General features: G+C 50.1%; 16 protein-coding genes. 13 read left to right on the top strand and 3 right to left on the bottom strand.

Annotated features, from left to right (window positions below):
* Positions 1-5: 5 nt before the first annotated feature.
* From HPY27_RS21700 to HPY27_RS21655, 10 genes are all read left to right on the top strand, one after another.
* Complete coding sequence (locus HPY27_RS21700) at positions 6-641, top strand: CIS tube protein (RefSeq protein ID WP_173623696.1); 636 nt, start codon at positions 6-8, stop codon at positions 639-641.
* A gap of 7 nt (positions 642-648) precedes the next feature.
* Positions 649-1,764, top strand: a complete 1,116-nt coding sequence (locus HPY27_RS21695) for a phage late control D family protein (RefSeq protein ID WP_106836075.1) — start codon at positions 649-651, stop codon at positions 1,762-1,764.
* Complete coding sequence (locus HPY27_RS21690; protein WP_017250495.1) at positions 1,761-2,486, top strand: phage baseplate assembly protein V; 726 nt, start codon at positions 1,761-1,763, stop codon at positions 2,484-2,486. The genes HPY27_RS21695 and HPY27_RS21690 overlap by 4 nt, the downstream gene beginning before the upstream one ends.
* Before the next feature lie 16 nt (positions 2,487-2,502).
* Complete coding sequence (locus tag HPY27_RS21685) at positions 2,503-2,904, top strand: GPW/gp25 family protein (protein ID WP_174225919.1); 402 nt, start codon at positions 2,503-2,505, stop codon at positions 2,902-2,904.
* Between the two features lie 48 nt (positions 2,905-2,952).
* Entirely contained in the window at positions 2,953-6,027 is a 3,075-nt protein-coding gene (locus tag HPY27_RS21680; RefSeq protein ID WP_174225918.1) for a putative baseplate assembly protein, read from the top strand.
* A gap of 17 nt (positions 6,028-6,044) precedes the next feature.
* Entirely contained in the window at positions 6,045-8,285 is a 2,241-nt protein-coding gene (locus HPY27_RS21675) for a putative baseplate assembly protein (RefSeq protein ID WP_174225917.1), read from the top strand.
* Between the two features lie 33 nt (positions 8,286-8,318).
* On the top strand, positions 8,319-10,418 hold the full coding sequence (locus HPY27_RS21670) for a phage tail protein (RefSeq protein ID WP_217438062.1): 2,100 nt from the start codon (positions 8,319-8,321) through the stop codon (positions 10,416-10,418).
* A gap of 36 nt (positions 10,419-10,454) precedes the next feature.
* Positions 10,455-12,092 carry a hypothetical protein gene (locus tag HPY27_RS21665; RefSeq protein WP_174225915.1) on the top strand — a complete coding sequence of 546 codons (1,638 nt, stop codon included), beginning with the start codon at positions 10,455-10,457 and terminating at the stop codon, positions 12,090-12,092.
* A 78-nt stretch (positions 12,093-12,170) separates the two neighbouring features.
* The gene (locus tag HPY27_RS21660; protein WP_017250489.1) at positions 12,171-12,995 is read left to right on the top strand and encodes an aldo/keto reductase; all 825 of its coding nucleotides are present in this window, start codon (positions 12,171-12,173) and stop codon (positions 12,993-12,995) included.
* 186 nt (positions 12,996-13,181) lie between these two features.
* The gene (locus tag HPY27_RS21655) at positions 13,182-13,928 is read left to right on the top strand and encodes an IclR family transcriptional regulator (RefSeq protein ID WP_017250488.1); all 747 of its coding nucleotides are present in this window, start codon (positions 13,182-13,184) and stop codon (positions 13,926-13,928) included.
* Between the two features lie 71 nt (positions 13,929-13,999).
* Here HPY27_RS21655 and HPY27_RS21650 read toward each other — a convergent pair whose 3' ends face one another.
* The gene (locus HPY27_RS21650; RefSeq protein ID WP_173623690.1) at positions 14,000-14,965 is read right to left on the bottom strand and encodes an NAD(P)-dependent alcohol dehydrogenase; all 966 of its coding nucleotides are present in this window, start codon (positions 14,963-14,965) and stop codon (positions 14,000-14,002) included.
* A 181-nt stretch (positions 14,966-15,146) separates the two neighbouring features.
* Between HPY27_RS21650 and HPY27_RS21645 the strand changes: the two genes are divergently transcribed.
* The 3 genes from HPY27_RS21645 (at position 15,147) to uvrA (ending at position 18,832) form a co-directional block, all read left to right on the top strand.
* Positions 15,147-15,779 (top strand): TetR/AcrR family transcriptional regulator, encoded by a 633-nt coding sequence (locus HPY27_RS21645; RefSeq protein ID WP_017250486.1) that lies wholly within the window; start codon positions 15,147-15,149, stop codon positions 15,777-15,779.
* Positions 15,780-15,788: 9 nt separating this feature from the next.
* Positions 15,789-16,115 carry a monooxygenase family protein gene (locus tag HPY27_RS21640; protein WP_174225914.1) on the top strand — a complete coding sequence of 109 codons (327 nt, stop codon included), beginning with the start codon at positions 15,789-15,791 and terminating at the stop codon, positions 16,113-16,115.
* 275 nt (positions 16,116-16,390) lie between these two features.
* Positions 16,391-18,832, top strand: coding sequence for an excinuclease ABC subunit UvrA (gene uvrA, locus HPY27_RS21635; protein ID WP_174225913.1), 2,442 nt, complete (start codon positions 16,391-16,393; stop codon positions 18,830-18,832).
* Positions 18,833-18,892: 60 nt separating this feature from the next.
* Here the strand turns inward: uvrA and HPY27_RS21630 are convergent, their stop codons facing one another.
* Together HPY27_RS21630 and HPY27_RS21625 are read right to left on the bottom strand one after the other, a co-directional pair.
* Complete coding sequence (locus HPY27_RS21630) at positions 18,893-19,216, bottom strand: DUF3892 domain-containing protein (RefSeq protein ID WP_017250483.1); 324 nt, start codon at positions 19,214-19,216, stop codon at positions 18,893-18,895.
* A 71-nt stretch (positions 19,217-19,287) separates the two neighbouring features.
* Positions 19,288-20,094 (bottom strand): DUF2785 domain-containing protein, encoded by an 807-nt coding sequence (locus tag HPY27_RS21625; protein ID WP_174225912.1) that lies wholly within the window; start codon positions 20,092-20,094, stop codon positions 19,288-19,290.
* Between the last annotated feature and the right edge of the window lie 29 nt (positions 20,095-20,123).

Raw genomic sequence — 20,123 nt, 5'->3', positions numbered from 1 at the left:
AGCCAATGATGGGTCAGGAGAAAAAGGCCAAAATTTTAGTGGATCGCAACGGGCAAGGAGACTTCAAGGAGAGTATTTCCGTTCTCTTTAACCCTTCCGAATACAAGGTGGATGCTTCCAATAACTACTCGTGGCAAAAGATATTGGGACAATCGGTACCAGTGGGGATGTTCACGAGCGGAGATATCGAGACATTATCGGTCGACTTGTTTTTTGATACATACGAGGCTGGAGTGGATGTGCGTGCATTCACGAATCAGGTGCTGGGGCTGATGGCCGTAGAAAAGAAAATCAGTACACCACCCCTATGCAAATTCGTCTGGGACAGCTTTCAATTCACCGGTGTTATCGAAAAGGTTTCGCAACGGTTTACGATGTTTCTCGATCAAGGGACACCAGTACGAGCCACGTTAGGCGTCACGTTTAAAGGCACGAGTGTGAAAAAGTCCGCGGAAGATATCGGAGCCGCAAGAGAAAAAGTCGCACAACAAACGGTCAACCAAGGAGACCAGCTGTACTTGATGGCGTATCGCTCGTACAGTGATGCATCGAAATGGCGAAACATTGCGAACGCCAATCGGATCGACAATCCCAGACTTCTAAAACCGGCTACTACCCTGCATGTGCCACTTGTGAGGTGACGAAGGAATGAGCGAATTGAAATTGACGACAGACCGCCACTCCTTCGATGACCTGCGCCAAACGTACAATAACTTTCATTCCCCAGCCTTGGAAATACTCGTTGGAGGGAAAAAGCTGATCAGCCAGGTAGGTGTCGCCATTACCAAAGCAACGATCAACTCCAGCTTGGACGGCAAAGCCGATACGTTTTCGTTTTCGGTAACCAATGCTTTTGATACGGCAAAGTGGGAATTTCGCTGGGCAGATGATCATTTGGTTCCTGGAAATGAAATCGAAATTCAGTTGGGCTACGGAACTGAGCTTTCCAGTCTCTTTTACGGGCATATTACAGCCGTTTCGTTTGCATGCGAGGAGACGCCTACCATTACGGTAAAAGGGATGGACAAATCGTTCCTGCTTATGGTGGATAACAAGTCTACCTCCTGGAATAAAAAGAAATACAGCGATGTCGTGAAAGAGTTGGGACAAAAATACGGCTTGTCGACGCATGTGGATGATACAGTTCAGACAATCGAGACCATTACAAAGACGGTCTCCGAGACTGACTTTCAATTTTTAAATCGTCTCGCTAAAATTTGTAACTACGATTTTTTTATCGTCGGGAAGAATTTATATTTCCGTAAGCCACTGAGCAACATGACGCCGGTTCTCACCTTGATCTGGGGAGTTTCCTTGCGCAGCTTTTCCGTCGATGTCAACATCGCTTCCCAAGCTTCCTCATACACGGTGCGATGGGTAGACAAGGACAAATCAACGGTGCTCCAAGAAGCAAAAGCAACGAGCACAGATATCGGGAAGCTCGGGACCAATTCGAAGACAAGTGCTGATCTGTTGAAAGCAATCGGTGATTATTTTGATAAATACGAGTCAACGAAAAAACTGGACTCACCTGAGGAGATAAAAGCGGTTGCCAAAGCACGCTTGAATCAACTCGCCATGAACCTTCTCGACGGCAACTGTGAGGCAGTGGGTCTACCAGAAATTCGGGCTGGCCGCTATATCAAGCTAGAGGGCCTGGGGAAAAAGCTGAGTCAGCCTTATTACATCACATCCGTCACACACACCATCGATGTGGCATCTGGCTACGTCACGACGTTTCATGTGAAGGGAAATACAATATGAGCTTTGATCATTGGTTCTACCAGGATGAAATCACAGAAGAAGAACGGGCGAAAATCCACGGTGTCATTGTCGGCATTGTGACGAACAACGAAGACCCGGAAAAGCTCTCGCGAGTAAAACTGAAGCTGCCTTTGGTTGATAATGAGCGGGAGACGGACTGGGTGCGAATCGCCACGCTTTTTGCAGGAAAAGATCGCGGCAGCTTATTCATTCCGGAGGTAGGCGACGAGGTGCTAGTTGCATTTCACTGGGGAGATGTACGCGAACCATTTGTGATCGGGATGCTCTGGAATCAGGAAAACAAAGGCCCGGAAATGGCGGAGAAAAACAATATCCGAAAAATCACGACCCGTGCAGGCCACGAAGTGATTTTTGGTGATGATCCGAATGACGGGAAGATCACGATTGCTACGAAAAAAGGACAACAGGTGGAGCTGTCGGACAAGGATGAGAGTATTGTGCTTACGGAGAGCAGTGGAAACAACCAAATCTCCATCAAAGGCGGCAGCACCAACGAGGTTACGGTGAAGAGCGGTTCAAGTACGATTACGTTGAATGCAAAAGGGCAAGTGACCATACAGTCAGACACATCGCTGACAATCAAGTCCACCCAGCTGAATCTGGAGGCGCAGGGAGCCATGTCGATTAAAGCAGGAGCGTCCCTGAACATCAAATCTGACGGAATGGTTGCCGTCAACGGTTCGGTGATCAAATTGAATTAATTCATGGGAGGATTCCATGCAGCAGCCTTTCGGTGAAAAAGGATGGAAGTTCCCTATTCAGGTGGATCAGGCTACAGGCCGGATTCGTTTGTCCAACTACGAGGATGACATCGCTGAAGCGATTCGCATCATTCTTTCTACGGCAAAGGGAGAGCGTGTGATGCGACCGAAATTCGGGAGCGGATTGCAAGGCTTCATGTTTGATGGCACGGACGGTACGAGTCTAGCTTTGCTCCAGTCGGACATCGCAGAAGCGATCATGATCTGGGAACCACGTGTGCGGGATGTGCAGGTGGAGGCCAAGGTCGACAAGACTCATTCCGAAACGGTGAACGTTACGATCAGCTATACGGTACGTGCGACAAACAAAGGCTATCAGCTGTTGTATCCTGTCCATCGTCACGGTCCACGTGGATAGTGCAAGAGTCACAGTCGCGTGAAGAAAAATGGAAGGGAGGTGGGTAACGTGAAACCACCTTTGGTCGATCCGCGGGACATGCAGGCAGTCATCCGAAAAATGCGCGAAATGGTGCCATTCTACACCCCGGAGTGGCGCTTCACTCCAGAAGATCCTGATGCGGGTACGGCTTTATTTCTCCTTTTCGCAGACATGCTGATGAATAATCGTGAGCGTTTGAATCAAGTACCCGAGCGAAATTTTATCGCTTTTCTCAATATGCTCGGTGTTGGAATGGCTCAGGCTAGATCGGCAGAAACCTTTTTGACATTTGAATTGAGTACAGGTGTGCAAAAGCCAGTGTGGATTCCGGCGGGCACAAAAGTTTCGGGTAAGTCTGACGAAGGCGATGAAGTGGTTTTTGAAACCGATCAGCCTATGCTGGCTACCCCCTCTCTCCCGACAGATCTGTTGTTTTCCAATGGCAGTCGAGATTTTTTAACAGATGTAACGGGGTGGCTTGGAACAAATGCACCGCTCTCTCTCTTGGACTGCAAGGCTTTGCCGAATCATCAGGAGCATTGCTGGTATTTGGGGCATGAGGACTTGTTTTGTTTAGGAGATCGTGCTTCGATCCAGCTCACGATGGTTTCCAATCAGGAACGCTATCTGGAATCCTTGCTGACAGAGAAGCTGGCGAATCCAGAGCTGGTCGAGTGGACGTATTTGTCAGAGGGCGAATGGGTTTTGTTCGACAAAGTGGAGGCTGATCAAAATCGGCTACGTTTGGAAAAAAAGCAGCGGAAAAAATGGGAATCGAGTGAAGTACAAGGAATCGAAAATCGTTGGCTCCGTTGCAGAGTGAAGCCAGGCATGATTCATGAATGGGTGAAAAATGGCGGGAGCACCTCTCTGACCCACATCCAGATGAAGACGGATTATTTGCCAACAGATGACCTGGTGGGCCTTTCACCCGACATGCTTTTCTCCAATGATGTACAGGTTTCTGGGAGCGGTTGTCTCGCGTTTGGCGAGCAGCTCGCTCCGTATGGCATGTTTTTTTTGTCCTGTGAAGAGGCGCTGACGAAGCCTGGAAGTACGGTCGCCCTTCGTTTTCGGATGAAGACGGTGGCTTATCCCGCTACGCATCTGTCACAACCGGAACCGAAATGGAAATGGATCATGAAGGAATCTTCCTTTGACCCTCCTGCGACGACACCCGTCACGGTCAGCAAGGTGGTATGGGAATACTGGAACGGCAGTGGATGGATGGTGCTCCTGGCAGGAGAGGATCGGGAGAAGCTGTTTGCTGGCACCGATTCGGATGAAGAGATTGTGGTTATCTTTACGTGTCCAGATGATTCGCAGCCGACAACCGTCCATTCACAGCTTGGTTATTGGATCCGTGTGAGAATTCTTCAGGTGGAAGGTTTATACGGCCCGAATCCTGTATACATGGCGCCATGGCTGGAAGACATGCGCCTGACCTACTCGTACCAAGAGTCGCTACATGAGCCGGAAGCGATTCTCACACAGAACGACTTGGATTGGCAGCACCCTGTCCGTACAGGTAATCATCAGGCTAGCTTCCAGCCGTTTTTGCCGTCCGAATGCTTGCATCCCGCCGTCTACTTTGGATTTGAACAGCCGCCTTTACAAGGACCGCTCTCTTTCTACTTTTCTTTTCTACCGATGGAAGAATCCCCAGGGCCTGCTCCGGTTGTGCAATGGGAATACAAGCGTAAAGAAACAGGAACAACTTCTTGGGCCAAGCTGCAGACAATTGATCAGACCGCTGGTTTTACGGAAAGTGGTACCGTCCGTTTCGCTGGTCCTTTTGATATGGAAAAAAGCAAACTGTTTGAGCGGGAGCGTTTTTGGATTCGCGCAGTCAACGTAGACAATCGTCTGGGAGGAGGCGCTTTGGATGCACGACATCCCGTGCTAAGCGGTTTTTATCCGAATACGATACGAGCCATTCAACAGGAGACGATTCGCAATGAAATGGCGGAGCGGATAGCAGAGGGGCCACAAGCCGAGTACAGACTCATCCGACATCCCATCATGGGCGAAGAGGTGTGGGTAGATGAAACAGGCTTCTTTTTGCCGAGTGAACGAAAGAACTGGCTGGAACATCCAGAAAACCGGGTGGAACTTCTCTATGATTCGGAAGGGAACGAGCAAAAATGCTGGGTTTTGTGGAAGCGAGTAGAGCATCTGCACGATTCGGGCCCGGATGATCGCCATTACTGCTTGGAGAGCGCTACCGGAATCATTTTGTTTGGCGATGGCAGACACGGTAGGGAGCTTCCACAAACCGGACTTGGTTCCGTGAGGGTGACGTATAAGGTCGGAGGGGGAACAGCAGGGAATCTTCCAGCTGGGCAGTTGAATCAACTGGAACAATCGATTCCGTTTGTCCAAGCTGTCAGCAATCCGGTGCCTGCACTTGGGGGAAGTGATCGGGAATTGCTGGCGGAAGCCTTGCAGCGAGGTCCTCAAACCATCAAGCATCGCTATCGAGCGGTGACGGCTGAAGATTTCGAATGGCTCGTCCGTGAAGCGCATCCGGGGATAGCCAAGGTGAAGTGTTTACCGAATCGGAACAGCCGCCTGCAAAGAGAAGCAGGGCATGTCACTGTGATCGTATTACCCGCAGCGGGATGCTTCGGCACACAATTTTTGGAGCTTCGGCGTTCTGTCACGAACTCCTTGCTTACACATGCGGCAGCGACGGTAGCTTCTCCCGAGCGGATTCATGTTAGGGAGCCTTTCTACTTGGAAATTGCGGTGACAGCAGAGCTAGCAGTGGGGTCTTTGGAGGAAATCGTTGAGGTGGAGCTGGAGACACTCAGCAAGCTCGCGCGATTCCTTGACCCGATATCGGGAAATCTGCATGGTGGAGGCTGGGAAATAGGACAACGTGTGCACCCGTCGCTCTTATTTGCCTTGTTGAAATCCGTAAAAGGCGTCCGCTTTGTGGATCATCTGACCTTGGCTGTATTTCGAACGGAAAGTGGGCAACGAAAGGAAATACTCGCTTCTGAATACGAAACGATCGTACATGGGATCGTCACAGAGGGTGCGCATCGAATCAGCGTCCGCGTTCACGACAGCCAGGCTTTCTTCCCAACCAAACATTGAAAAAGGAAGTGTGCGCTATGCTTCCATCCAAGAATCTGGATGATCGCCACTTTGAAGAGATCCTAGAACAAGCAAAAAACGCGATCCCCAAGCTGCAGCCAGAGTGGGGTGATCACCGTCATCACGATCCGGGCATTACGCTTTTGGAGATGTTCGCGTGGTTGATGGAAATGCAGCAATACTATCTCAATCGGATAACGGAAAAGAACGAACGGAAATTTTTGCAGCTCATGGGTGTACACCCACAACATCAGTCATGTGCGACGACTGATGTTACGTTTTTCGACGTGTCAGAAGAAGCGATTCTTCCGGAGAAGACGAGATTGTTCGCGGGGAATCTTCCTTTCGAGACGGAACATTCGCTTGTTCTGGTACCAGCCAGTCTGGAGCGTGTTCTGGTTCATACAGAAAGCGGGACGGCGGATGTGAGTTCATCTAATGCGCATAACGGTGTTTCCTACTACGCATTTGGCCAGGAACCAAGGATAGGGAACAAGATTTACTTAGGCTTTGATCGACCGCTGCCAGTGGGGAAGGCAGTCTCCATCGGTTTGCGTCTGTTTGAAGACTATCCTGTCCCAATGGTCTCGCTTACACCCACGTCCCTTTTCGTTCCATCGGCGAGTCTCGTTTGGGAGTACTATGGACAGAACGAGCGCACGCAAGAAATGGGATGGAGTCCGTTACCAGTCTCGGATGAAACGCTGCATCTCTCCTTTTCGGGACGAGTCCTGATCGAGCTTGAAGGGGCAATGAAGCCAATCATGCTTTACCCCGCCAATGATCGGCCTCGATTTTGGCTCTGTGCGACATTGCGTGCAGGTCGATTCGAATTGGCTCCACGCATGGAAAAAATAGAGCTGAACACCGTGAACGCCATCCAACGTGAAACCTTCAGTCAAGTGTGGGAGTACGATGGAACGGGTCAAGTGGATCAGACGATCGTGCTTGCAAGCTCGCTATCGTATGAAGGCACAGTAGAGGTTCAATGCAAAAAGGGGCGTTATTGGCAAAGTGGATGGGATCAAGATGAACCAGATCAAGCCGATACAGGTGCATTCTCTTTTCGCGTTTCGCGCGACTCAGAACAGGGAGCTACGATGATTCGGTTTGGGAGTGCAATACCTGAGGGCCGCAAAAATATTCGGGTCATCGCCTATCGGAGTGACTTTGCAGGGCAGCGATTCATTGGAGAAAGCAGTGGATTGCCACATCAAATGTTCCGGTTGAATGTCCAATCGATCTTGCCAGAAACGTTTGTCATTCAGGTGGCGCGTCAGGTCGAAGGCAGTCCGTTTCCCGTCTGGGAAGACTGGTTGCTGGTCACTGATTTTGATCGATCGGGACCACAGGACCGCCATTTTATGTTGAATGATTCGGACGGGGCAGAAATCGCGTTTGGCAACAATGAGCACGGAGCCATTCCCGAAAGGCTGGAAGGCATGGCGGGCATTCGGATCATATCGTGTCAGACAGGCCAAGGCGCGAAGGGGAATGTACAGGGTGGCCAAATTACCCGGTTCCTTCCACTCGCCAGGCAGCGAACTACCGCGCAGGTGACGAATCCCCGTCCAGCCAGTGGGGGAAGCGAGCGCGAAACGATCGATCAAGCCAAACGCAGGATGAGAATGGAATGGAAGAAACCGCAGCGGGCCGTTACAGCAGAAGATTATGAGGCCATCGCGCTGTCGACTCCCGGATTGCGAGTGGCCCGCGCGAAGGCCATCCCCCTGTATAAAGTAGGGGAAATGGGAGCAACCGAGCAAAACGCAGCCGCTCAAATGACCGTCGTCATCGTCCCGTTCAGCGACCAGCCGACACCACTGCCAAGTGAAGGCTTCCTTCGGACCGTTCGCCACCAATTGGAACAGCGAAGGCTGCTGACGACAGAAGTCCATGTGACTGCTCCAGCCTATATCAAAGTGACCGTTTTCGCGACAATCGTGGTGGAGCCTGCGTTTGCAGACAAAAAGCAGATCGTGCTACAGGCACTGAAGCGGTATTTGACGCCATTGAATGTCCAAGATTCTTCGACTCATCAAGGAAAAGGATGGGAATTTGGTCGACCTGTTTATAAAAGCGATCTTTACGAGGTGTTAAACCAGATCGAGGGTGTGCTATACGTGACGGATTTGTGGGTTTCCACAGAGGGTACAGGCATCATCAGGGATGAAGGGGGAGATATTCAGATTCCGCTCCATGCACTGGTGTACTCAGGAGAACATGTTCTGGAGCTCGTTGTGGATAGAGAAAGATAGACGGGAACAAACGGAGGAGTGGGCGTGGATACAATGAATCGTTTCTTTTCCCTGAACAATCCGTCCGATTGGCAGCGGGGGGCTTGGTATAACCTTCACGTCTCCAACGAGGGGATCGCGCTGAACAAATCGCCCGAATATGTGATCGATCATGTGCATCAAGCTGGGACGACACATCACTCTCGACTCTTGGATTTTTCCATTGCACGCGTCGGTTCGTTGCTTTGGCTGGATGAGGGCGGGCATATCACGCATTACGATGACAGCAACAACTTCAAGGAGACGGTGTTTCGCGCTGGACGGGGGTTGTTTTCCAAAGACTCGTTTCTCGTCGCTGACGATGAATACGTGTACATTATCGACCCCGAAGCGAGGCGAAAAGTCGGAGTTTATTCCATAGCCAACGGCCAATGCGTTTGGAGCTGGGAAGATGGGGACGGACAGCGGCTTTTTCCTTTGGATGCAGGGCTGGATGAAGAAGGACATCTTTACATCACGACACCTGTGGTCGTAGATCGAGATAATGAACGGAAGGAAATCGCGGCGGGAACACAAGTCGTCGTCCTTCGGCTGAATCGGGCAGGCAAAATAGACGCTACATACGCGCATGCGGAATTGAAAGTAACAGAGACAGCTACACTCCGTGAGATCAGGCGAAGAAGGGTGTTTCGCCTGTACGTTGCCGAAGCGGGCGAGGCCTATCTATTTTGGGCACAGACGAATCAAGTGTTTCGATTCTCTTCGGAAGGCTCCGATGTGTGCAACCTGGCGATCCCGTCAGGCACCAAGCCCGCGGGATTTGCAGTGGGTCCAGGTCCCATTCTCTACGTGGGTGATAGTCGTTCCATCGATTCGGCTCATGATCATACCCGATTCATTTTGCGGTTTCAACCAACGGGAGAAGCACTCACGCCACTAACCAACTACCATGGACGAGCAGACAAGCTCGTTTTTGACAATCAGCAACGTTTGTATGTTTGGGACGCACAGAAAAATGTTCTGACCATGTTGCGGCTCGTCTCGCGGACGTCCACCTTGGATGCGACCGGAATACCCACGGGCATCTACTTCTCTCGTGCATTGGATAGCGCGGAATTTGAAACGGTGTGGCATAAATTTACGCTGGATGCAGACATACCGGAAGAAACGCAATTACTCATCTCGACGTTTTCTTCTGATCGAAAAGAGCATGTGATTCATGGAGCCGTACACAACCTGGATGATTTTTTGCTGGCACCCGACATGGACTGGAAAACCAAGCTGCAAAGGTCGGCCAATCTATGGTCGGAGCCGGTAATCAACGCCTCAGATGCGTTGTTTCATTCAGCCAAAGGTCGTTACTTATGGATCAAAATCGAATGGCTCGGTACTGACCGTCACTCCCCGTTGCTCAGGCAATTGCGGATTTACTCGCCGCGCGACACATTTTTGCGGTATCTACCAGCGACTTATCAAAGTGAACCTGCCAGTGCTGATTTTTTGGAGCGCTTCCTCTCCCTTTTCGGGACGTTTTACTTGGAGCTGGAGGAACAGATTGATACCATTTCGCGGTTGTTCGATCCAGATACGACACCTAGCGAATTTGTCCCTTGGCTCGCTTCCTGGTTAGGGATGGGCAGGGAAGAGCATTGGACAGAGGCGCAGCGACGAGAGTTGATTCGTCGTGCGCCAGAGCTGTACGCAGAGCGGGGCACTCGTGCGGGCTTGGAAAAGATGGTGGCGCTGTATACCGGCGAGCGCCCGATGATCGTAGAGTATTTTCAAATTAGGGACATGAAGGCGATCCCGGAGCTGCACGAGCTGATCTCTTCCTTATACATGGATCATCCGTATCAATTTTGCCTGATCGTTTCACAGGAATGCGCGAAAACAGAGCGGGAGCAGTCGGTTCTGCAAAAGATTTTGGAAGATCAAAAGCCTGCTTTTACAGAGGCGAAGCTCATCGTTCTGCGCCCGGGCATCTACGCGGACCTCCATAGCTACGTGGGGATTAATTCTTATTTGACAGAGCCGTCGTTCCTTACGCTTGATCAAAATTTATCCATACCATACAACACGGTACTAAGCGGGAAGGACCGCAGCAGACGAATCGATTATGACACGAGGATTGGCCTGGATGCAGAGCTGGAGTAAGAAGCCGAGATTTTTACGCAAAGTGAGGTGTTCGAGATGAAGAATCTGCGTTATTTTCCACATGAACGGAATGTGTATTTCAAAGGGAAGCTGTTGACCGTCAGAGATTTCGAATCAGAACAGCGCTATTTCAATGACAAACGTCGACTCACCAATCGCTTGCTTCACGGGGGTGGAGTGGTATGCGGTTTGCAAGTGATCGCTGTGGACGAAAAGCAGATTTCGGTCGAGGCTGGAGTCGCTCTCGATTATCTCGGGAGGGAAATCGTACTTCCTGAGCCTGTGAAGCTGAAGCTGTCTATGATGGAAGGCTTTAGCAACAACGATTACGCGAAAAATGTGTACGTCTGCTTGTCCTATGATGAAAAAGGCAAAGAACAGGTCTTCTCCGTCTCCGAAACGGTCGAGCAGGAAATGGCTGAATACAACCGAGTGGCAGAAGGATATCGGCTTTTTATCAAAGAGGAGGCACCACATCCTGCTGCCATCGAAGGGGTGCAACTGGTAGAGCAAAGAGTGCTACTATATGCAGATCCACAGGTGCGCATCTGGCAGGCGACCCCACGATACGTCAATCCAGGTGAAGTATTTACCTTGCAGTTGCACATCGAGAAGACGGTACAAACGTCACGCGTGCACTTCCAATACAAGCTGGATGCACCAGGGCTGACAGTCTTGGAGAGCAGTGACGGTAGTGTATCCTTCTTAGAGCCTGTTGACGCGAAAGAGACGGATTACGTCATCTCCATTCCGATCAAGGCTGGCTGGGATCGTGGAACGGTGGAGCTGGCAGTGCTGGGGGGCAAGGCAGAGGTTCAACTCGGCGATCGCTTGGTGCATACTGATCTCGTTTCTGTAGGAAAAATCGAAATCACGCCAGACGATCTGGTAGAGCGGCTCGTGTCCGATTACTACAATCGCAAGCTGGATCAGGTGACACATGCAAACGAACAACCTTTTCTTTATTTGGCAAAAGTATGCTTGCTGCAAATGAATGCGACCTATGTCATTGAGAAGGTTGTTCCTGTTCCGTTTGGTGAGTACGTGTATACCCCAGCGCTTTTGCAAAAGCTTGCGTTGCGTGCGCAGAAGGGGAAGCAAGTCGAGCAAGGGTCCCATGCGGATTCCTTCCGGGTGACCACGCGTGTGAAAGAAATCGCAGCAGGCGATAAGCCGCAGTTTGATGTGAGCTACGATCATCTGGCGTCCGTCTACCAGTTTGAGCTTGGTCTGCCCCGACCCGGAAAGGCCAATGAACAAGTAGCAACTGGCGTGGTGGAAATACCGATTGAGCCATATTCGTCCAACTGGCCGTTTGGAGTCAGGATCGGCAATCGATATTTTTCTGACGAGATCAAGCACTCCCTCGGAAAAGGGAACGTGTATGTCAGTGCAGGAGTCGAGGATTTTCATGCAGATGTGATCGATGAGTTGCTTTCCCAACATGAGCAAGTGATGTACGGGCATAGTAGTGTTTTTGATGATTCAGAGTATGCGACAGATGCAGCCCATTTTGCCGTAGGGGTCATCGTTTATCCGCAGAAAGGAACGTTTCGGATCGGTGTTCAGGTAAAGGGAGCTGTTCAGACAGATCGGGCAAGGATCAGGTGGTGGGCGATCAAACCGCAGGCAGCTGGGACAGAGGACGTGGCGCATCAAGATTCACAAGAGTAGCAAGGTTTGCTTCATTCTGTATTTATGCTACACTTTCTTAATGTAAGTACATATCAGCGTTAGACGGGAGGAGATCCAATGGCAACACATATCACAGATCATTCCGTTTTGAACAACGGGGTGAAGATGCCCTGGCTGGGTCTGGGTGTCTGGAAGGCAAAAGACGGAAACGAAACGTTGGCCGTCCGTTCCGCGATTGAGGCGGGCTATCGCAGTATAGACACAGCAGCCATCTACGGTAACGAAGCCGGCGTAGGCGAAGGAATCCGTCAAGCCGGGATTGATCGCGATCAATTGTTCATCACGACCAAGGTGTGGAATGCGGATCAAGGCTACGAGTCAACGCTGAAGGCTTTTGATGAAAGTATGAAAAAATTGGGTATCGATACGCTGGATTTGTACCTGATTCACTGGCCCGTAAAAGGCAAGTACGTAGATACATGGAGGGCTTTGGAAAAGCTGTACCGCGATGGATATGTACGTGCGATTGGCGTCAGTAATTTTCATAGCCACCACCTCGAGGATTTACGCCAACATAGCGAGATCATTCCGGTTGTCAACCAAGTCGAGTATCATCCATTGCTTACCCAAAAAGAATTGCATGCGTATTGCAAAGAGCACCATATTCAACTAGAAGCATGGAGCCCGTTGATGCAAGGAAACCTCGATCATCCTCTCTTGGTGGAATTGGGACAAAAATATGGCAAGTCTCCTGCACAAATTGTGCTTCGCTGGGATTTGGAAAACCAAGTGGTCACGATTCCGAAGTCGATCACACCAGAGCGGATTCGCCAGAACGCAGATGTTTTTGACTTCTCCCTCAGTGCAGAGGATGTAGAAAAAATCACTGCCGTAAATGACAACAAGCGGTTTGGGCCAGACCCAGATAACTTTGATTTTTAAAGGGACAACGATAAGGCATAAAAGGGGAGCCGCAACAGGTCGGCTACCCTTTTTTCATTCCTGTCTTGGAGTGGACCTTGGATTCGCTCTTTACTATGCTTTATTTTTTCGTATACTGAAAAGTAGCATATTCGTTTCATCAGACGAAACGATCGGAACAAAGTAGGAAGCAGGTGTCAAACACTTATGGAAGAAGAACAAAAAGCAAACGTTCGGGCAGTCGATCGGGCTTTGGATATCCTGCTCTGTTTTACAGACGCTACGGACCTGGGCCTGAGTGAGATAGCGAGTCGACTCTCCTTGCATAAAAGTACCGTGCATCGTTTGCTGGCAACGCTGGAGAACAAAGGATTTCTGATACGTGATGTTCAGACGGAGAAGTATCGACTTGGGTTTCGGGTTTGGGAGTTATCCGCCAATTTGTCGCAAAACGATGATCCAGCGATTTTGCTGCTGCCGGAGATGGAGCGATTGCGGGATTTGGTGGAGGAAACAATCAGTCTGTACGTGCGGGATGGAAACGAGCGGATACGCGTACAGGCAGTCCAAAGCAAGCAGCCGATTCGCAGGGTGGCGCCAATCGGAGCGCGTATGCCACTCACGGTGGGGGCATCCAGCAAAGTACTTGTGGCATATGCAGAGCCTTTTATTTTGCAGGAAGTCATCAGCGACCCGAATTGGCCTGACTATGTGAACAAGGAGTCTTTTATTGAGCAATTGGATCAAATCAGGAAGCAAGGCTTCGCGACTAGCGTGGAGGAACGGGAGCTGGGGACAGCAGCCGTAGCCGTCCCGATATTCAACCGCAACGGACAATTGGTAGCGTCTATTGCGGCGTCGGGTCCTTCCAACCGCTTGACTCCTGAAAAAATGAGCCAATATGCGCCTTATATCATGGAAGCAGCCTATCGGATGGGGAAAATGATGAAATAACGAAGAAGCCAATCAAAACACAAAGAGAATGTGTTTTGATTGGCTTTATTTATTGAACGATCGATGCGTAATCATTGGCGCACGGTTAACACCACGTTGCCTTTCTTATGCCCCAGCTCCACATAAGAGTGGGCCTCCGCTGCTTGCTCTAGCGGATAAATGCGATCGATGACGGCACGCAGCTTGCCGGCCTCGATTAGCTCCTTTACATACCTCAAGTCGTCCGCGTTTTCGTTCGCGGTTCCACCAATCACCTTCTTACCACTCGTCATGTTCGTCCATAACCCGCGAACGATTGGCAAAGGGCTGAAATGGACCGCTCGCAGGTAGTAACCGTTCGGTGTCAGTCGCTCGACGCATGCCTGAAACGGACTCTTTCCGACCGTATCGAAAATGATATCGTAGACCGCAGTCTCGTCCTCGAAGTTTTCTTTTGTATAATCGATGATTCGGTCGGCCCCCAACGATCTTACCAGCTCCACATTCGATGTGCTGCATACTCCGGTCACTTCCGCACCGAAATACTTGGCGAGCTGTACCGCATACGTCCCGACACTGCCAGAAGCACCGTATATGAGCACACGCCTGCCGTGCTGGATATTGCCCTTCCGGAGAAATTGCAAGGCAGTATAGGCACCGACCGGAACCGCGGCTGCTTCCTCAAACGTCATGTTCGCAGGCTTCAGTGTAATACAACCGTTCTCAGGTAAGCATTTGTATTCGGCATACGCGCCGAAGCCGATTCCGCAGGCAGCATAGACGGCATCCCCCGGTTTAAACTGAGAAACGCCACTGCCCGTTGATTCGACCACTCCGGCTAATTCGAAGCCGAGAATCTTGATTTTCCTCGGCTTCCACAGACCATTGAACAGACGTGCCAGGAAAGGATCTGCCTTGCGTAAACGCCAATCCCCCGCTGCGGCAGTTGCAGCATAGACTTTGATTAATACCTCGTCGTCCTTCGGTACCGGTTTGGCGACATCCCGGAGCTGTAGGACATTGGGCGGCCCATATTGCTCGTATACGATCGCTTTCATCTCTTCGCCCTCCAATTAGCCTTGGTTGTTTTCCTATTTTATACGGAGTCATTTGATTAAAGTTTTCATTTTTTTGAATAGGAGAGCTGATTTTTTTGCTTACTTGAATAAAAAACTTTACTCAAGTTAATTTATATACTATTATAAATGTAAAGTGGAAATATGGAAAAAGGAGTTCAAGATGGCAGAAGCATTATCGCTACGCGAGAAAAAGAAAGCCAAAACTAAATTCGCCCTTCTGGACGCTGCCTTGGAGCTGATAGGCGACGGGAGCTTCCGAAATGTCCTAGTGGATGACATTTGCGAACGAGCAGAGGTGTCGAAGGTCACATTCTTTAAATTTTTCCCGCAAAAGGAAGAGCTCTTGATTTATTACATGAGCATATGGCAAGCAGAGTGCTTTGTTGAGTTGCGGAGTACAGGTAAGAGGGGATGGGAAGCCGTTCGGCATATTTTTGCCAAGGTTACATGCGATAGTGAGAAGCAACCTGGGATCATGCTTAGCCTTATCAGCTTTTTAGCCGAGCAAAAAATGCACCCGTGTGTCCCACTTTTATCTGATGCTGAATTGTATTTGCGCTTCCCCGAGGAAGAGGAGAGAGAAGCCATTCGAGCTACTGATCTGCATGAAATGTTGCAAACGTGCGTGCAAGAAGCAGCCGAAGATGGACAGCTTGCCCTTCACTTGTCGGAGGAAGAGGCTGTTATTTTGCTATTCTCGATCTTTTACGGAGCCTATCTGACTGCACATTTGTTTCATGTGTCTGATTATATGGCGTTTTACGAGTTGCACCTCAAATCTTTGATAAGGTAGGGGAGTCGGATGGCAAAAGTAGTTCCGGGGCGTTTTACAGCACAAATGGAAGGACCTTTCGTCGTATTTATCATCGGGATGCGAATCAATCGTAGGCTTGCGGTTCACAAATGGATGCCAGTAGCCAACGCCATGGGAGGCATGATGCGAGAGTTGTATCAGCACCCGGAGCTCGGACTGTTGGGTCACACTTCGCATTTTAATCTGCGTGAAATCACCCAAATCCAGTACTGGCGATCCTATGAGCACTTGGAAAATTACGCGAGAAAAAGGGAGACGGCACGCCGGCGTTTGGGCGGTGAGAACGAGCCAGCGGTTCCTTCTCCTACACTATAATAGCTTGTCGCAAACAAGCGGCCCTTTCTTCTTTTTAGAGCGATGCAGCATTGGACTGATTGTCCAACTGCTGCAAGGTCTAAGGAAGAGAGGGTCGTTTTGTTCGAGAAAAACTTTAAAGCTCCATGACGTGATGCTTCGTCTTTCTAGCAGTAGTCAAAGGGTCGTTTTTGCAGTAACCTTGGCACTTGCATGAATGTTGTATAGTAGATCAAGCAGGTCGGTCTTCGTCAGCGAAAGGGACTGACATTTCAATCATGAAGGAGGTTTTTTGCATGAAAGACTTGATTCGCATTCGGGGAGCAAGAGAAAACAACTTGAAAAACATTTCTCTTGAGATTCCCAAGCATCGTCTCGTGGTGGTAACCGGACCATCTGGATCGGGTAAATCGACACTGGCACTTGATATTCTGCAACGAGAATGCCAACGACAATATATGGAGTCCAGTGGAATGTCATCTGAATCACTAGCGAAGCCTCGTGTGGATTCGATCGAGGGACTGTCTCCCTCCATTGCAATCAGTCAACATGTGACCAACCGTAATCCTCGATCAACAGTGGGAACCGTTACAGACATGTATACCTATCTGCGGACAGTCTATGAAAAGAAGGGGGAGAGACACTGCCAAAAATGTCACACACCAATAGCACCTGCTGCCAATGGCAAAGAAACAGAAGCCGTTACGTGTCCGGTATGTGCCTATATTCATTTCCCTCTGACCAAAGCAGATTTTTCGTTTAATACGCCCCAAGGTGCTTGCCCGACTTGCAGTGGATTGGGGACGGTCGTCGATATTGATGTGGAAGCCGTGTTTGATGAAACAAAGAGCATTCGGGAAGGAGCTGTTACCTTTTGGTACGAGGCGATTAATGAATATCAGGCCAGCGTGATGGAGGCGGCAGGAAAACATTACGGCTTGTCGATGAATCTGCCTTTGAACGAGTACAACGAAGCGCAGTGGGATTTGCTCAAATATGGCGTGGAGAGCGAGGAGTTTTCTCGACACTTCCCTTCTGTTCAGCCTCCGAAAACGGTAGGAAAGGGAAGGTTTAAAGGTGTGATCACAGGGATGTGGCAACGCTATAAGGAAAAAGACGGACAATCGGGTGAAGCTGCTTACTTTCTGACCCAGCCTTGTCACGACTGCCATGGTGAGAGGTTAAAGGAGGAGAGTCGCCTCGTTACAGTCGAAGGGAGGACGCTGCCGAGCCTATCCAAGAGCTCATTGGAGGAGCTGGGGGATTGGGTGGAGAGTGTGCTTGTACGAGCTGTCCGTGAAGGAGACACGATTTTGGAGGCTGTCCTTCATGATTTGCTCATCAAGATCAGGCGCGTCATCCATGTGGGGCTGGGCTACTTGACTCTCGATCGACAGGCCATCTCTCTTTCTGGCGGTGAAGCACAGCGATTGCGGCTCGCTTCCATTCTCGGCTCTGGCTTGACTGGTGTACTTTATTTGCTGGATGAACCAACCTCGGGATTACATCCAAAGGACACGGATGGACTCGTGAAGGTCATGAAGGAGCTGCGTGATTTGGGCAACACTGTGCTGCTCATCGAGCATGACCAACGAGTCATTCAAGAAGCGGATCACGTGATCGATGTAGGGCCAGGAGCAGGACGTTTTGGCGGCGAAATCGTCGGGCAAGGTTCGCTGAAAGAATTGCTGAACCAACCGCATTCTGTCACAGGTCGCTACTTGAAAGAGCAGAGAGTGCTGTCGTCCAAAGAGCGCAAGGGAACAGGCGAGTGGATTACGATTGAAGGGGCCACGTTGCACAATTTGCGGGATGTGACGGTATCGTTCCCACTGGGAAGGCTGGTAGCAGTTTCGGGTGTCTCTGGCTCGGGTAAATCGACACTCGTCTACGATTTGCTGGCAGCCGCTGCCGAGAAGCGAACGGGAAAAGCAGCAGGATGCCGCGCAATTACAGGACTCGAAGCCATTCAAAGCGTCATAACAGTGGATCAGTCGCCGCTATCACGCATGCAGCGCTCCAATGTCTCCACGTACGTCGACTTGTACACGCTCTTACGCAAAATATACGCTGCCTTGCCCGCAGCCAAAAAGCGTGGTTTGGATGCCAAACACTTTTCATTCAATACGCCGGGCGGAAGATGTGAGCGATGCGAGGGACTGGGGCGAGTGGAAGTGGACATGCACTTTCTATCCAACTTACAGGTCGTCTGCCCGGATTGTCGCGGAAAAAGATTTCGTTCAGAGGTCTTGGAGGTATCGTACCAAGGCTATTCCATTTCCGATATATTGATGCTTAGTATTGAGGAGAGCCTCTCCCTGTTCAGCGAGCAAAAGAAGATGACGCAATTGCTGACCCTGCTGTGTGAGGTAGGACTCGGCTACTTGCAATGGGGGCAGTCCGTGACGACCTTGTCCGGTGGTGAAGGACAACGGTTGAAGCTGGCTAGGGAGCTGAGTGCATCTTCTACAGGTCATACACTGTATTTACTGGATGAGCCATCGACAGGATTGCATCCAATTGACGTCGAGAAGCTCCATGTCCTCTTGAGCAAATTGGTCGACGCCGGAAATACCGTTTTTATGGTCGAGCACAACACAGAATTGATCGCCGCTTCTGACTGGGTGATTGATATGGGACCTGGAGGCGGTAGTTCTGGAGGGAACGTGGTTGCGAGCGGAACACCAAAAGAAGTGGCGGCCACGAAAGAGTCGATTACCGGTAAGTTTATCCACTAATCCAATACGCGTCGATACAAAAAGGTCGCCCCGATTCTGCTGTGGGCGACCTTTTTTCCGTCAAAAGTCAGGTAGACGATCCAAATTGTTTTCCTTGATTCCGTCTGGCTCACTACGCAGAATGTCTCTCCCATACTTGTGAAACACGTCTACATGAGCCAGCTTGCCAGCCTTTGCATCGTTGAGTGCGGTGATATAGTCGAGCTCACGGCCTGTGTCTGTTTTAAAGGCGATCAAGTCTCCATCGTCGTTTTTCCTGACAGCCACGATTTGCTCTTTTCCTGTATTCGTCAGTGGGCTGTTATCTCCATTTTCCTGGATCGCCTGTTGTTCTCCAGCATTTTTGTAGGCCTCATAAATTTGTTCAAAGCTCCGCTGATCCATGCATCATCCCTCCTCATCAGTAGGGTGCCTAAAACAAAGGAGAACATGCATTCGTTTTTTGCTTTCGGGGACTATGCTCGCTGTGCACTAAGAGGAAGTAAGGTCGCTGCTATCCGCTTATATTTTTCCTGGTCGTGGATGCGATAGTACAGGCTCCGCAAAAAGTTTTTCGCATTGATTCGCCCCGTGTACGCTTCGATTGAATAGCTACTATCTAAACGATTCGCAAAACTCCGAACCCATCCATCGATATCATCCAAGGAGAGTTCATCACGATTCCAGACAGAAAGGACAGCAGTCACCAGGCGCTCATCTTCTTCGTGCGCATAAACTGATTTCGCCCCTATGATTGTTTCGCGGATGACTCCGAGAATTTGCTTCAGGTCAGTCTGATCCAGTTCACAGCATTGGGCCAGGTCATCGAGAGCGTCAGCAGCATGAGCGGTAGCATGTGCCCAGCCCTTTTCTTCCACATAGCCTCGCAGGTCTGTTTCTTGCCGTATGTAAGCGAAAAGTTTGTCCTTCACGTAAAGGATCGCTTCTTTGGCGAGAAAAGGATGATTCCGATGCAGGATCAGGATAAGGGGGAGCAATAAAACGGAAAAGGAGCGCGTGAATACTGAGTCAGTCCCATTTTCACCTATGCGATAAAATAAATGCTGGTCGTCGAGTGCAATCGCTAGCAACTCTTGTAGCTGTTCAGGGGAGAGCACACCTTCCTCTATCCAATGAGAAAACGTGGAATAGATGAGCTCATCACGCAGTTGGGGATCGGCTGAACCGATGTGCGTAACCATTTCGAGCGCCAGTTCAAAAGCATGTGGCGGCGCCAGAAAGCTATTCGCCCGAATCGCGAGCAAGGTTTCTTTTAATGACATCTTCTCAGCTCCTTTATTTTCCTAATTTT

This window comes from Brevibacillus sp. HB1.1 (assembly GCF_013332445.1).
Taxonomy (GTDB): Bacteria; Bacillota; Bacilli; order Brevibacillales; family Brevibacillaceae; genus Brevibacillus; species Brevibacillus porteri.
This window is presented reverse-complemented; position numbering and strand designations above follow the sequence as displayed.